10 protein-coding genes are annotated in these 14,305 nt (G+C 69.2%); 7 read left to right on the forward strand and 3 right to left on the reverse strand.

All coding sequences use genetic code 11. The features are described from left to right. Nucleotides 1-40: 40 nt before the first annotated feature. From HB662_RS15990 to HB662_RS16005, 4 genes are all read left to right on the forward strand, one after another. The gene (locus tag HB662_RS15990) at nt 41-1,027 is read left to right on the forward strand and encodes an HlyD family secretion protein (RefSeq protein WP_245185654.1); all 987 of its coding nucleotides are present in this window, start codon (nt 41-43) and stop codon (nt 1,025-1,027) included. After that, nucleotides 1,024-3,753, forward strand: a complete 2,730-nt coding sequence (rbbA, locus tag HB662_RS15995; protein WP_168050790.1) for a ribosome-associated ATPase/putative transporter RbbA — start codon at nt 1,024-1,026, stop codon at nt 3,751-3,753. The genes HB662_RS15990 and rbbA overlap by 4 nt, the downstream gene beginning before the upstream one ends. A 3-nt stretch (nt 3,754-3,756) precedes the next feature. Further along, nucleotides 3,757-4,884, forward strand: a complete 1,128-nt coding sequence (locus HB662_RS16000; RefSeq protein ID WP_171970251.1) for an ABC transporter permease — start codon at nt 3,757-3,759, stop codon at nt 4,882-4,884. Nucleotides 4,885-4,969: 85 nt separating this feature from the next. Beyond that, nucleotides 4,970-6,013 (forward strand): TauD/TfdA family dioxygenase, encoded by a 1,044-nt coding sequence (locus HB662_RS16005; protein ID WP_168050791.1) that lies wholly within the window; start codon nt 4,970-4,972, stop codon nt 6,011-6,013. Between the two features lie 50 nt (nt 6,014-6,063). On the opposite strand, the gene HB662_RS16010 is transcribed toward HB662_RS16005, so the two are convergent. Then, nucleotides 6,064-6,735, reverse strand: coding sequence for a response regulator transcription factor (locus HB662_RS16010; protein ID WP_168050792.1), 672 nt, complete (start codon nt 6,733-6,735; stop codon nt 6,064-6,066). A gap of 301 nt (nt 6,736-7,036) precedes the next feature. Here HB662_RS16010 and HB662_RS16015 point away from each other — a divergent pair, with 301 nt between their 5' ends. Beyond that, on the forward strand, nt 7,037-7,345 hold the full coding sequence (locus HB662_RS16015; protein WP_168050793.1) for a hypothetical protein: 309 nt from the start codon (nt 7,037-7,039) through the stop codon (nt 7,343-7,345). A 19-nt stretch (nt 7,346-7,364) separates the two neighbouring features. Here the strand turns inward: HB662_RS16015 and HB662_RS16020 are convergent, their stop codons facing one another. Both HB662_RS16020 and HB662_RS16025 read right to left on the reverse strand, forming a co-directional pair. Next, nucleotides 7,365-8,435 carry an endonuclease/exonuclease/phosphatase family protein gene (locus HB662_RS16020; protein ID WP_245185688.1) on the reverse strand — a complete coding sequence of 357 codons (1,071 nt, stop codon included), beginning with the start codon at nt 8,433-8,435 and terminating at the stop codon, nt 7,365-7,367. A gap of 49 nt (nt 8,436-8,484) precedes the next feature. Continuing rightward, a complete protein-coding gene (locus tag HB662_RS16025; RefSeq protein WP_168050795.1) occupies nt 8,485-9,933 on the reverse strand; it encodes a Do family serine endopeptidase in 1,449 nt (482 codons plus the stop codon). Nucleotides 9,934-10,760: 827 nt separating this feature from the next. Between HB662_RS16025 and HB662_RS16030 the strand changes: the two genes are divergently transcribed. Both HB662_RS16030 and HB662_RS16035 read left to right on the forward strand, forming a co-directional pair. Then, nucleotides 10,761-12,692, forward strand: a complete 1,932-nt coding sequence (locus HB662_RS16030; protein WP_168050796.1) for a methyl-accepting chemotaxis protein — start codon at nt 10,761-10,763, stop codon at nt 12,690-12,692. 13 nt (nt 12,693-12,705) lie between these two features. Continuing rightward, nucleotides 12,706-14,295: a chemotaxis protein CheW gene (locus HB662_RS16035; protein WP_168050797.1), complete on the forward strand. Its 1,590-nt coding sequence runs from the start codon at nt 12,706-12,708 to the stop codon at nt 14,293-14,295. Nucleotides 14,296-14,305 lie beyond the last annotated feature (10 nt).

Here is a 14,305-nt window from a genome sequence, read left to right on the forward strand (position 1 = left end):
CGCTGCCTGGGCGCCTGAACTGATGCGGCGCGGAACGAGGATGCTGTTGGCGCTGCTGGTGGCCGGCGCCGTGCTCGCCGCGGGCGGCTGGTCCTGGTGGCAGGGGCGGCAAGCGCGGCTGCCCGAGGGCATCGCCTTCGGCAATGGCCGGCTGGAGGCCGAGCAGGTGGATGTCGCCACCAAATATGCCGGCCGGGTCATCGAGATCCTGGCGCGTGAGGGCGATATGGTGGAGGTGGGCCAGATCCTGGCCCAGATGGACACCGCCGAGCTCGAGGCGCAGCTGCGCCAGGCCGAGGCCGAGACACGTCGCTTCCGGCGCTCCGTGGAGGAAGCGCTGGCGCAGCTCGAACAGCGGCGCGGCGAGGCCACCCTGGCGGCGCGCAACCTCGACCGGACCCTGCGGCTGGCGGCCCAGGGCCATTCGCCGCAGCAGACGGTGGACCGGCACCGCACCGAGGCGCGGTCGGCCGATGCGGCGCGTGACGCGGCGGAGCGGCATGTCGAGGCGCTGCGGGAGGCGGTGCAGGCCGCCCAGGCCGCCGCCGAGCGGCTCAGCCAGCAGATCCAGGAGACGTCGCTGCGCGCCCCGCGGTCGGGCCGCGTGCAGTATCGCCTGGCACAACCGGGCGAGGTGCTGGCGCCGGGCGGCAAGCTGCTCACCATCCTCGACCTGACCGATGTCCATATGACGATCTTCCTGCCGGCGCGGGCGGCAGGCCGGCTGGCGATCGGCGCGGATGCGCGGCTGGTGCTGGATGCCGTGCCGGATACCCCCCTGCCCGGCCGCGTCTCTTTCGTCGCCGCCCAGGCCCAGTTCACGCCGCGCCAGGTCGAGACGCGGGAGGAACGCGAGAACCTGATGTATCGCGTGCGCGTGAAGCTGCCGCCAGCGCTGCTGCGCCGCTACGAGGACCAGGTGAAGGTCGGCATCACCGGGCTCGCCTATGTGCGGCTGGACGCCGGCGTGCCCTGGCCAACCACCCTCCAGTCCCGCCTGACGGAACCGGATTGGTGGGCGGAATGAGCGCGGCGGCAGCACCCACGGTCGAGGCGTCGGGCCTGATCCATCGCTACAAGGCGACCGTCGCGCTCGACGATGTTTCGCTGATGCTGCAGGCGGGGGGCACGCTCGGCGTCATCGGTCCCGACGCGGTCGGCAAATCCACGCTGCTCGGGTTGCTGGCCGGGGCGCGAAGCATCCAGGCGGGGCGCGTGCGCGTGCTCGGCGGCGACATGGCGGAGGCAGCACATCGCCGCGCCGTCTCGCCGCGCATCGCCTATATGCCGCAGGGGCTCGGCCGGAACCTCTATGCGGACCTGACCGTGGCCGAGAACATCGACTTCTTCGCCAGGCTCTTCGGCCAGGCGCGGGCGGAGCGGCGCCACCGGATTGGGGAATTGCTGGAGGCGACCGGCCTCGCGCCCTTCCCGGACCGCCCGGCGGGCAAGCTCTCCGGCGGCATGAAGCAGAAGCTCGGCCTGTGCTGCGCGCTGGTGCACGACCCTGACCTGCTGATCCTGGATGAGCCGACCACGGGCGTCGACCCGCTTTCGCGCCAGCAATTCTGGGAGCTGATCGAGCGCATCCGGCAGCGTCGGCCCATGATGGGCGTCATCGTCGCCACCGCCTACATGGAGGAGGCGGACCGCTTCGACCGGCTGGTCGCCATGCATGCCGGCCGCGTGCTGGCCTCCGGCGCGCCTTCCGAGTTGCGCGCGCGGACCGCGACGGCGACGCTGGAGGAGGCATTCGTGGCGCTGCTGCCGGAGGCCGCGCGGCACGGCGCGCGTCGCCTGGAAATTCCACCACACCGCACGGCGGAGGCCGCGCCCGCCATCGTCGCGGAGGGGCTGACGCGCCGCTTCGGCAGCTTCGTGGCCGTGGACCATGTCAGCTTCCGCATCGCGCGCGGCGAGATCTTCGGCTTCCTCGGATCGAATGGCTGCGGCAAGACGACGACGATGAAGATGCTGACCGGCCTGCTGCCGCCATCCGAGGGCCGTGCCTGGCTGTTCGGCGAGCCGGCCGGCGGCGGCGGTCTCGAAACCCGCCGGCGCGTCGGCTACATGTCGCAATCCTTCTCGCTCTATGCCGAGCTGACGGTCGAGCAGAACCTCAACCTGCATGCCCGTCTCTTCCACCTGCCACGCGCCAGCATCCAGCCGCGGGTGCAGGAGATGGTCGAGCGCTTCGGCCTGCTGGCGCACCGGGACGCGCGGGCAGCCGAACTGCCACTCGGCGTGCGGCAGCGGCTGTCCCTGGCCGTCGCGGTGATCCACGCGCCGGAGATGCTGATCCTGGACGAGCCAACCTCCGGCGTGGATCCGCTGGCGCGCGACGCCTTCTGGGAATTGCTGGTCGACCTGTCGCGCCGCCAGGGCGTCACCATCTTCATCTCGACGCATTTCATGAATGAGGCGGCGCGCTGCGACCGCATCTCCCTGATGCACGCCGGCCGCGTCCTGGCGAGCGGCACGCCGCAGGAACTGCAGGCCGCGCGGGGCGCGGCGACGCTGGGCGAGGCCTTCATCGGCCACCTTCGCGAGGCGGAGACGGACGCTGCGGTGGTGGAGGCTCCGCGGGCGGCCACACCGCCCGGTATCGGCACAAGGCGGCCAGGCGGTGCGGGGCGTGCGGCGCTGCGCCGCCTGCTCGCCTATTCGTGGCGGGAGGCGCTGGAGCTTCGCAGGGACCCGATCCGGCTTTCCGTCGCGCTCATCGGGACGGCGCTGCTGATGCTGGTCTTCGGCTTCGGGATCTCCACGGACGTCAACCGCCTGACCTTCGCCGCGCTGGATCGCGACCAGACCACCGAAAGCCGCGCCTATCTGCGCGACTTCTCGGGCTCGGCCTATTTCGGGGAGCGGCCACCGATCGAGGACGCGGCGGCAATGTGGCGCCGCCTGCAATCCGGCGAGATCGTCGTGGCCATCGAGATTCCGCCGGGCTTCGGCCGCGATCTGCGTGCGGGCCGCCCGACGGAGGTCGCAGCCTGGGTCGACGGCGCCCTGCCGTTCCGTGCCGAGACGGCCACCGGCTACGTCGCCGGGCTGCATGCGCGCTTCCTCGCCGAGCGCAACCCAGGCAGCACGCAGACCGCGGCACCGGCCGTGACCGAGACGCGATTCCGCTACAACCAGGCCTTCAAGAGCGTCTATGCGATGGTGCCCAGCACGATCGCCATCCTGCTGATGCTGATCCCCTCCATCCTGATGGCGCTTGGGGTGGTGCGGGAGAAGGAGCTGGGCTCCATCACCAATTTCTACGTGACGCCGGTGACGCGGCTGGAATTCCTGCTGGGCAAGCAGCTGCCCTATGTCGTGCTGAGCATGGGCAACTTCGCCCTGATGTTCCTGATGGCCCTGTTCGTCTTCGATGTGCCGTTGAAGGGCAGCCTGGCCGGGCTGACGCTCGGCGCCTTGCTCTACGTGACCGCGGCAACCGGGATCGGCCTGGTGATGTCGGCCTTCACCCGCACGCAGATCGCGGCGCTGTTCGGCACCGCGATCGCGACGATGATGCCGGCCACGCAATTCTCCGGCATGCTGCAACCGGTCGCGAGCCTGGAGGGCGCCGGACGTGTGATGGGAGAACTCTTCCCGACCGGCCACTTCATGAAGATCAGCGTGGGTGCCTTCACCAAGGGGCTCGGCTTCGCGGACCTCCTGCCCTTCCTGCTGCCGCTCGCCGCCTTCATCCCGGTGCTGACGATGGCGAGCGTCCTGCTGCTGCGCAAGCAGGAGCGCTAGCGGATGGTGCGTGCCCTTTCCAACATTCTCTGGCTCGGCGTGAAGGAGTTGCAGAGCCTCCGCCACGACACCTTCCTGCTGGCCTTCGTCATCTATTCCTTCACCTTCGCGGTCTACAGCCAGGCGACGGGGGTACAGCACGACCTGCGCAACGCCGCGATCGCCATCGTGGACGAGGACCGGTCCATGCTCTCGGGCCAGATCGCGGACGCCTTCCTGCCGCCGAGCTTCCGGCGCCCGGACATCATCGCGCCGCCCGACCTGGCGCCTGGCATGGATGCCGCGCGCTGGACCTTCGTGCTGGATATTCCCCCAGACTTCGAGCGCGACGTGCGTGCCGGGCGGCATCCGGTCCTGCAGCTGAACGTGGATGCCACGGCGATGCTGCAGGCCGGCATCGGCGCGGGGTATATCGAGCGCATCGTCGCCAACGAGGTCCTGACCCATGCCGGGGGCGAGGCGGCACTGCGGAACACGGGGGAAGCGGTGGCGCTGCAGCTGCGGATCGCGTTCAACCAGGCGATCGATAGCGCACGCTTCTCCGGCGCCATGGCGATCGTCAGCAACGTGACCCTGCTTTCGGTGCTGCTCGCCGGCGCCGCGCTGATCCGTGAGCGGGAGCACGGCACCATCGACCATCTGCTGGCCATGCCGCTGACGCCGCTGCAGATCATGGTGGCGAAGCTCTGGGCGAATGGCGTGGTCATCCTGACGGCGGTGGCGGTCTCGCTGGTCGTGGTGCTGCGCTGGATGGTGGGCGCACCGCTGGCCGGCTCGCTCGGCCTGTTCCTGGCGGGGACCGCGCTCTATCTGTTCTTCGCGACCTCGCTCGGCATCTTCCTCGGTACCGTGGCGCGATCCATGCCGCAGCTCGGCCTGCTCTTCATCCTGACGGTGCTGCCGATGAACATGCTTTCGGGTGCCGACGCGCCGATCGAGAGCATGCCGCTGCCGCTGCAATACGCGATGCAGCTGGTGCCCTCGACGCATTTCGTGGCCTTCGCGCAGGCGATCCTGTTCCGCGGGGCGGGCCTTTCGATTGTCTGGCCCAGCTTCCTGGCCACCGCGGTGGTCGGCGCAATCTTCCTGGTTCTTGGCCTGTGGCGCTTCCGGCGCGCCCTGGAAGCATGACGGCGCCGGCAGGCGATCCAGGACCGGGAAACACCTCAACAGCCGCCGCCGCGGCGATGTATCCTCGGGCAGAAGGAGAACGCGCATGACAACCACGACCTTCGCCCCGATCGGCGGGCGTGCGGCCTGGACCGGGGCCGAACTCGGCCGCGACGCGAGCTGGGTCGTCGCCCTGCCGCAAGCGGCGCTGAGCGAGATCGAGGCTGCGCTGGCAGGGCTCGGGGACCGCACCCAGCCGCGCTTCGATGCGCGCCACTTCCCCCTGCCGCGCACAGCTCCGCTGCTGGCCGAGGTGGCGCGGGAACTGGAGGAGGGGCGCGGCCTCGTGCGGCTGACCGGGCTGGATCCGGCGCGCTACCCGGCAGAGGATCTGAAGCGCATCTTCTGGGGGCTGATGTGCCACCTCGGCACGCCCCTGCCGCAGAACACCACCGGCGAGATCCTCGCGGAGGTCAAGGACGAGACCGGCAGCGGCGCGGCGGTGGCCAGCGGCACGGCCCGCGCCCGCAGCCGCTCCACCGGGCCGCTACGCTTCCACACCGACAAATGCGACCTGCTGGCCCTGATGTGTGCCTCGAACGGCATCGCGGGCGGCGTCTCCCGCATCGTCTCGACGGTCGCGATCCACGATGCCATGGCCATCAGCCGGCCCGAGCTGCTGGAGGTGCTGTACGAGGATTTCTGGCGAGCCAGGCCGGCCGATGAGGAGGGCGAGAACATGGCCGCACGCCCGTTCCCCATGCCGGTCTTCGCGCGCGGCCCGGATGGCCATTTCACCAGCCAGTACAGCCGGACCTATGTCGAGCTTGCCCAGGGCCAGCCCGGCGTGCCGCCGCTGACGCCACGGCAGGTCGAGGTGATGGACCTGCTCGCCGCGCTGGCGGAAGAACTGTGCGTCGAGATGCCCTTCGAGCCCGGGCAGATCCAGTTGATGAACCAGCACGTCACCTATCACGGCCGCACCGCCTATGCGGATGGCGCGGGCGGACGCCGGAACCTGCTGCGCATCTGGCTGGCAAGCCCGCTCAGCCGGGCGCTGCCAGCCGGGCATGCCGGTCAGTGGGGCGACGTGCGCGCCGGCGCGGTGCGCGGCGGCGCCATGCCGGGACGCAGCGCGCTGGCGGCATGACACTCAGCGAGGCCCCGCGACCAGCGGCGGGGTTCCGACTATCTGTGCGATCACCTCGATCCGTGGATATAGCCGCCGGGCGGGCCAGCATCGGGGCCACCGGGAGCGCCGCCGTTGGGCCGTATGCCGCCGGCGAGCGCCACGCACACCACCTCCGACAGGCTGCGGGCGCGCAGCTTCGCCATCAGGTTCGCGCGGTGGATCTCCACCGTGCGCGGACTGATCCCGAGGTCGAGGGCGATGATCTTGTTCTGCCGGCCGGAAACCAAGCCGCGCAGCACCTCGGCCTCGCGCGGCGAAAGTGCCGCAAGGCGCTGCTTCGCAGCCTGCGCTTCCTCCGCCTCGTCACGCAGTGCCAGCGCGGCGGCGGCGGCACGCAACAGGATGTCTCCGCTGAACGGCTTCTGCAGCACGTCGCAGGCGCCGGCCTTCATCATCCGCACCGCCAGCGGCACGTCGCCATGGGCGGTGATGACCACGACAGGATGCCGCAGCCCCCGCGCCACCAGTTCCTGCTGCACCGCGACACCGTCGGTTCCCGGCATCCGCACATCCAGCAGCACGCAGCCGAAGGGCAGGTCATGATGAGCGCGCTCCAGGAAGGCATCGCCCCCCGCGAATGTCTCAACGGCATAGCCCACCGAGCCCAACAGCATGGCGAGCGAGCGCCGTACCGCCGCCTCATCGTCTATGACGTAGCAGATGGAAGCTTCAGGCGGCATGTTGAGCCTCCTTGTCACCCGGCGCAGTCGCGGCGGCCACATCGATGGCGGTCAATGTGGAGCTGAACACCGAGCCGCCCTCCGGGTTTGGTGCCCAGGCGAGACGTCCGCCATGTTCTTGCGGCACCCCGGCGCGGGACGATGACGCAGCGGCGGAAGGCGATGGCAGGCGCGGTGCCTGCCTATGCCGCGAACAGGCACGCACGGCGGCGCGGGAGGTCGCTGCCGGATTCAGCCACGTCGGCGCAACCACAAAGCCGTTCCAGCGTCTGTCCTGCAGCCGCAAGAAGGAATAAGCGCGATGCGAAACGCCATGATCCCTGCCGCCGCCTGCTTTGCAGCCCTGGCCCTGGCTGGCGGCGCCCGGGCGCAGACGCATGAAGTGACCGTCTGTTCCTCGCGCGGGGACGCCGAGCTGATGCTGGAGGCAGGCCGCCCTTCCTCGTTGCCGGAGGGTTGTCGCACCGCGACCTTACGCCGCATCGAGACGCCCGCCGGCCAGCTCTGCGCCATCGATATCGGGGGGCGGAGCGGCGTGGTCGCGGCATTGCGGGATGCGGTTGCGGAGACGGAGTGGTGGACCTCCTGCGCCAATCTGCGGGTGCCTTGAGACTGGCGCCCCGTGCCGGCTATGGCGGCGTCCCGGCTTCCCCGCGGCCCGCGGCTATGACACGTGCGGCCGCACGCGAGCGCGAGGGCACCGGCTGCGTTTGCGGCCCGTCAGGGTCCAGGCACAGCTCAGCATAGAGCGGCAGGTGGTCGGACCCGATATCCGGCAACCTGGCGAGGCGGAGCAGCCGGAACTCGCCGCTGAAGAAGACATGGTCCACCGGCCAGCGCAGGAACCATGGCCAGCCCGCCGGGAAGGTGGAGAACAGGCCACGCCCGATGCGCGGATCCATCAGCCCGCCTTCCCGCATGAACAGCTCCGTCTCACGCGACCACGCCACTGCATTCAGGTCGCCCGCGAGCACGGCCGGTCGCGGCCCGCAGCCGACGGCCCGCGAGGCCAGCAGAAGCTCGGCATCACGCTGCACCGTGCCATGCCCGAACAGCGTCGGCGGCTTCGGATGCACGCCGTGAAACGCGACCACCGCACCGGATGGCAGGCGCAGCCCGGTGCGGATCGACGGCACATAGGATTCCAGCAGGAATTGCACCCCGGGATCCACCAGGGGCAGCCGCGCGTAGATGGCCATGCCCCAGAAATCGGCGCGCGGATGCACGAGATGATGCGGATAGTCCCGCTTGAGCGGCTCAAGCGCATCGGCCCAGCTCGCATCCAGCTCCACGACGAAGACCACATCCGGGTTTGTCCGGCGGACCTGCTCCAGCAGCCGCTCCGCGCCGCTGTTGCGAAGTTTGAGGTTGGCCGTCAGCAGGGTCAGCTTCTGGCCAGCCGCACAGCGGGCCGCAGGCTGCGCCTGCACCGCATGCAGAGGCGTGAAGGGCCAGATGCGGCGCAGCTGCGCCGCCAGTGCCAGCCCGCCGCTAGCCAGGATGCCGAGATGGGCCCAGCGGCCGGGATCACCCAGCGCGGCCAGCCCGGCCAGCGTGAGAGCCAGGAGCCCGGCGATCTGCGGCCGGGGAAAGTCCCAGACGCGAACCCACCAGGCCTGGCTGTGCAACCGCGGCAGCGCGGTCAGGAAGACCAGCAGGACTGCCAGCACAAACAGTACCGCATAGGCCGCGGAGGCCATCACGCCTCCGCCGATCATGGCCGCCCGGCCGGGCGGCGGCGCTTGCCGTTCAACCCTGGCCCTGTCTCAGCGGCAGCGCCACGAAGGTGCTGGCATTGCCACGCTGGATCTGGATGGCGATGGAGGATCGGTTGGCGCTGCGTGCCGCCTCCAACGCCGCGGCCACGTCGTCCGGGCCAGTCACCTCTCGTCCCCCCGCACGCAGGATCATGTCGCCAGCGCGGATGCCACGTTCCTCCGCGATGCTGCCGGGGGCGACACGGATCACGACCACGCCCTCCGCACCCTGGCGCGGGGCCAGGGCGAGGCCGACGGCGCCGGTGCTGCGCTCGCCCTGCCTGCCGCCGCTGCGATCGGCCGTTTCCGGCTGGTCGGGCCGCGGGGCGAGCGTCACCTGCTGCTGGCGTTGCTCGCCATCGCGGTGCAGCGTCAGCGTGATCGTGGCGCCGGGGTTCGCATTGCCGACCGCGGTGGCGAGGTCCCGCGAATCCTGAACCTGCCGGTCGCCGGCCTGGGTGACGACATCGCCGGGCCGCAATTCGGCGCGCGCCGCCGGCGACCCCGGCTCGATCGCTGCGATCAATGCGCCATGCGCCTGCGGCACGCCGAGCGCCTCGGCCAGCTCGCTGTCGACGTTCTGCAGCGACACGCCGAGCCAGCCACGCTCCACCCGCCCATCGTCGCGCAGATCCGAAACCACGCTCTGGGCGATCTGCGAAGGGACCGCGAAGCCGATGCCGATATTGCCGCCGGAGGGCGAGAAGATCGCCGTATTCACGCCAACCACCTGCCCGCGCATGTTGAACAGCGGGCCGCCGGAATTGCCCGGGTTGATCGAGGCATCGGTCTGGATGAAGTCGTCATACGGGCCGGCGCCGATCTGCCGGCCGCGCGCGGAGACGATGCCCGTGGTCGCGGTGCCGCCGAGGCCGAACGGGTTGCCCATCGCCAGCACCGGCTCACCAACGCGGAGATCGGCGCTCGGCCCCCAGGACACGGTCGGCAAGGATCCGCCCGCTTCCACCTTCAGCAGGGCGATGTCCGTCTGCGGGTCGGAACCGACGACGCGCGCCGGAAGTTCCCGCCCATCGGCAAGTTCGACGGTGACGCGGCCGGCACTGCCGACGACGTGGTTGTTCGTCACGACGAAGCCGCTGGCATCCACAATGAATCCCGAGCCCTGCCCCATCGCCCGGCGCGGCTGCTGCTGACGCTGCCCCGGGCCGCCAAACCTCCGGAAGAAATCCTCCAGCGGCGTGCCCCGCAGCTCCGGCGGGATCTGCGCCACCTGCGCGTCCCGCTGGCCCATGACGGTAACACGCACGACGACCGGCGCGACCTCGGCGACCAGATCGGCGAAATTGGGTGCGGCGGCCTGGACCCCGGAGGATGTGGAGGAGGAGGAAGATTGTGCGACCGCCGGCGGCACGGCAGGCGCGAGGACCAACAGGCCGAGGGCAAGCGCACCGGCCTGGGAGACGGTTCGGGCTGCGGACACGGGGGGCCTCCTTCATTTCGAAGCCCCTGGTGAAGACGCCCGGCGCTCCGGGGTTGCAGGACTAGGGGATTGCCCGGATGGCACAGGCCCGCGCGACGCTCAGACCGAGAAGGGGATCTGGCCGTGATGGCCGTGCAGGCGTTCCTCGAAAGCCGCAGACATCGGCCTCCGTCTGTCGCGAGACCGGTTCGTCGTGACCTCTCCCGGGGCCGTCCTCGACCTGCTTCCGGGTTGCGTTCACCGAGGACATGCGGGTTGCCGGGTCGGGATGCCCAGGCACGGAAGTGGGCAGAAGTGTGGGCTTCGAGGTGGCTCACCCTGCTTCGGTCGGCTTCCCAACCTCGCTCGTGAATCCCCCGAAAGCGCCTTGAACCCCAGGCCTTCCGAGGCTTTGCCGCGGTCGGAAGCCGAAGCGGCGGCGCTGACCGGCCGGTTCACTCGGCTGCTTCCGCAGTTCCGCATCCCCGCCATCGGCGCACTCATGCGGGAAAGCCGGGCGATCCACCCCGATCGACCCGTAGAGTTGTGCAGCTTGTAGACGTCGCCCTTGTCCAGCGGCCGGCTCGCCTTGTGCAAGCATCACCAGGGACGGTGCTCTCGGCGCACTTAGCTGTTTGTCAACCTTCCGTGGGCGATAACATTCTCGGCAACCGCACCACCTCAACCCTCCGGTGCGGGCAGGGCCAGTTCTCCACAGTGTGAAGTCGCAGCCGGGCCCGATGAAGCGGTGCGTCGGCGAGGATCTCATGCATCTCGAAACGCCTTGGCCACCTGCCGTCCGCCCTGGCCGGACCGGCACCCCGATCCCTGTTCCACGGAGAAGTCTGATGGCTTTGGCGAAGCGAGCGCAGGTTGTCACGGCCCGCCGCGATGAAGCGGCCATGCCGCCCCCGGCGCCCGAGCGCAATGCTGCCCAGGCCGACATCCAGCGCCGCCGGGCACGGACCTTCGCACGCCACCAGAAGATCGCCGAGCGCGTCGCCGCCGCGACCGCCGAGATGGCCTCCGGCATCAGCGAATCCGCATCCGCCGCAGCCCAGCTCCGCAAGTCGATGGAGCAGATCGCAACCGGCGCAGAGGAAGCCGCCGGCGCCTCCCAGGAATCACTGAGCGCCGTCACCAGCATCGCCGCCGGAATCGTCCAGGCACGCGAGAAGGCGGAGGAGAGTCAACAGAAGACTGGCACCCTGCAGGTCCTGCTGATCGACCTGATCAAGCAGATCGCGACTTCCGTCACGAACATCGGCACCAGTGCCGACCGCCAATCGGCCTCGGTTCAAATGGTCGTCGAGTTGGAGAAGCAGGCCGCGAATATCGGCGAGATCGTCAAGGCCGTCGCGCGCATCGCCGACCAGACCAACCTGCTCGCGCTGAACGCCGCGATCGAGGCGGCGCGGGCCGGACAGCATGGCAAGGGCTTCGCGGTGGTGGCCGATGAGGTCCGTACCCTGGCCGAGACCTCCGAGAAGAGCGCCCGGGACATCCAGGACCTGGTCGGCCAGATCCGCGGCGAGGTGAAGACCATAGCCGAGGGTATCAACGGCGCGGCCGAAGCGGCCCGCAGCGAGGTCGAGAAGGGTCGCGTGGTCTCCGTGCAGCTTGAGAAGGTTGCCGCCGAGATGAATACGGTCCTGGACGGCAGCGCGGAGATCCTCGCTTCGGCGATGGAATCCGACCGTGCCGCGCAGGAAGCGCAGAAGGGCGCCGAACAGATCGCCGCTGCCGCCGTCGAGCAATCCGCGGCCTGCGAGGAAGCGCTGCGCACCGTGGGCCAGCAGACCCAGGCGCTTGAGCAGAGCCAGACGGCCTCGGAGGAACTCTCAACCATCGCCGAGGATCTGAAGAACAGCACCGACATCTCGAAGAGCGCCGAGGAACTTGCCTCCGCCGCCGAGGAGCTCTCCTCCGCGGTGCAGGAAATCAGCGGTGCTGCCACGCAGATCATGGCGGCCATCGAGCAGATCAACAAGGGGTCGCAGCAGGCTGCCGCCGCCGCACAGCAATCCACTACGGCCATCGTGCAGATCGAGCGTGGCGCAACGCTCTCCCAGGGCCGGGCAAGCGCCGCACGCGATAGTGGCCGCTCCATCGCCGAAATGGTCAGGACAAGCCGCGCCTCTGTCGACGAGCTGATCCAGGGCGTATCCACCGCCCTCGACGAGACCAACAAGAACAGCACCCGGATCGGGACGCTGGAGCAGGTCAGCCGCCGGATCGACAAGATCGTCGACTCGATCAACACCGTCTCGATCCAGACCAACATGCTCGCGGTGAACGGCTCGATCGAGGCGGCCCGCGCCGGCGAGTTCGGCAAGGGCTTCATGGTGGTTTCGACCGACATCCGCAACCTGGCGCGTGAATCGGCCGAGAACGCCGACCGCATCAAGGATGTGGTGAAGGCGACGCAGGATCAGATCGTGGCCGTCCGCCGCGACCTGGAGCAGATCGCCGCCGCCGCGGAGGTGGAAGTCCAGAACAACAAGTCCATCACCGCCAATCTGGCGACCGTCGAGCAGGACATGCAGGTCGTCATCAGGGGCAGCGAGGAGATCCTGGCTGGGGCGGACGTCATCCTGCGCGGCGTATCGGAGGCGCAAAAGGGTACCCAGCAGATCGCCATCGCAGCCGACCAGTCGAGCAAGGGTGCGGGCGAGGCGGCAACGGCCGCCAAGCAGCAGTCGCGCGGCGCGGAGGAACTGGCCGCCGCGGTCGAGGAAGTGGCTTCGCTGGCCGACGAGCTGCAGAACTCGCGCGATTGATCGGGGCCAGCGCATGAACATCCAAGCGCCACACCCGGGGGCTGCGGCCCTGACGGATCTTGCCTCTGCCACAGCCGACGCAGGCGGCAATGCCAGCCAGTACGTTACCTTTCACATCGACGACGGCATCTTCGCAGTGCCGCTCGCCGAGGTGCAGGAAATCATTCGCGTCCCCGACGTGGTGAAGGTGCCACTCAGCCCGCCGAGCCTTGAGGGGCTGGCCAATCTGCGCGGCACCGTGATGTCCATCACCAGCCTCCGCCGCATCTTTCGCTACCCAGACCTGGGGCATGATGACGCGACGCGCGTTGTCGTCATCAACCAGGGCGTGCCCGTCGGCCTCGTGGTCGACCGTATGTCAGCGGTGGTAACCGCCGACGCCGACCAGATCGAGACGGTGGCCGCCATCGAGGCGACGATCGACACGGACCTGCTTCGCGGGCTGATCAAGGCCGGCGATGGACGCGGTATGATCATGATCCTCGATCCGGCGCGCCTGGTGGCAAGCGAGTTCGGCGCAACCAACATCGCGAGCGGTCACGCCATGACGGCGGAGAGCACGCATTCCGAGGAAGTCGAGTCCACGCCCACGGCGACCGCCCAGGACGAACTGCAGCTCGTGAGTTTCGTGGTCGCCGAGCAGGAGTACGCACTCGGCATCGAGAGCGTGCAGGAAATCGTGCAGATGCCCGAGCGCATCGGCCGGGTGCCGCGTACGCAAAGCCATGTTCTGGGCGTTGTCACGCTGCGCAACCGGCTGCTGCCGCTGGTCAGCCTGCGCGAGATGTTCGGCCTGCCCACAGCGCCGCTCGATGAGCGCAACAAGATCGTCGTCGTGCCGCTGCCCGACAAGACGTCCGTCGGCATCGTCATGGACATGGTCCGTGAGGTTCTTCGGGTCAATCGCAACCTGCTGGACCCGGTGCCGAGCCTGCTGCGCGGCGCCACCCGTCAGAACGAGATCCAGGGCATCTGCCGGCTCGCGGGTGGCAAGCGGCTGGTCTCCGTGCTCTCGGCCGAGGCGCTGTTCGAGAACGAAGCGGTGCGCCGCGCAGTCGCGGGTGGCGCGGATGCCGAGGAAGGGGAAGCAATGACTGCGCAGGATCAACTCCGTGACGCCGGTGTGCTTGAGGATGAGGAGCAGTTTGTCGTCTTCCGCCTTGCCAACGAGGAGTACGGAGCGCCCATCGCAGCAGTACAGGAAATCGTGCGCGTGCCCGAGGAACTCACCCGGCTGCCCAAGGCACCCGCCTTCATCCGCGGCGTGGTCAACCTGCGCGGCTCCGTACTGCCGGTGGTGGATCAGCGCACCCGCTTCGACCTCGAGGATATCGAACGCAACGATCGTCAGCGCATCATGGTCTTCACCATCGAGGGAATTCGAACCGGCTTCATCGTCGACCAGGTAACCGAGGTCCTGAAGATTCCGCGCGGGGCAATCGGGCCCACACCCGCGCTCTCGGCCGAACAGGCCCGCCTGATCTCGCGCGTGGCCAATCTGGAGAAGCAGCGCCGGATGATCCTGCTGATCGATGTGGACCATCTCCTGGCACCAAACGAGATCGGTGCGGTGCGTAGTGAGGCCGGCGTCGCGGTCCACTGAATCTCGGAAC

Source organism: Falsiroseomonas frigidaquae (assembly GCF_012163145.1).
Lineage (GTDB): Bacteria > Pseudomonadota > Alphaproteobacteria > Acetobacterales > Acetobacteraceae > Falsiroseomonas > Falsiroseomonas frigidaquae.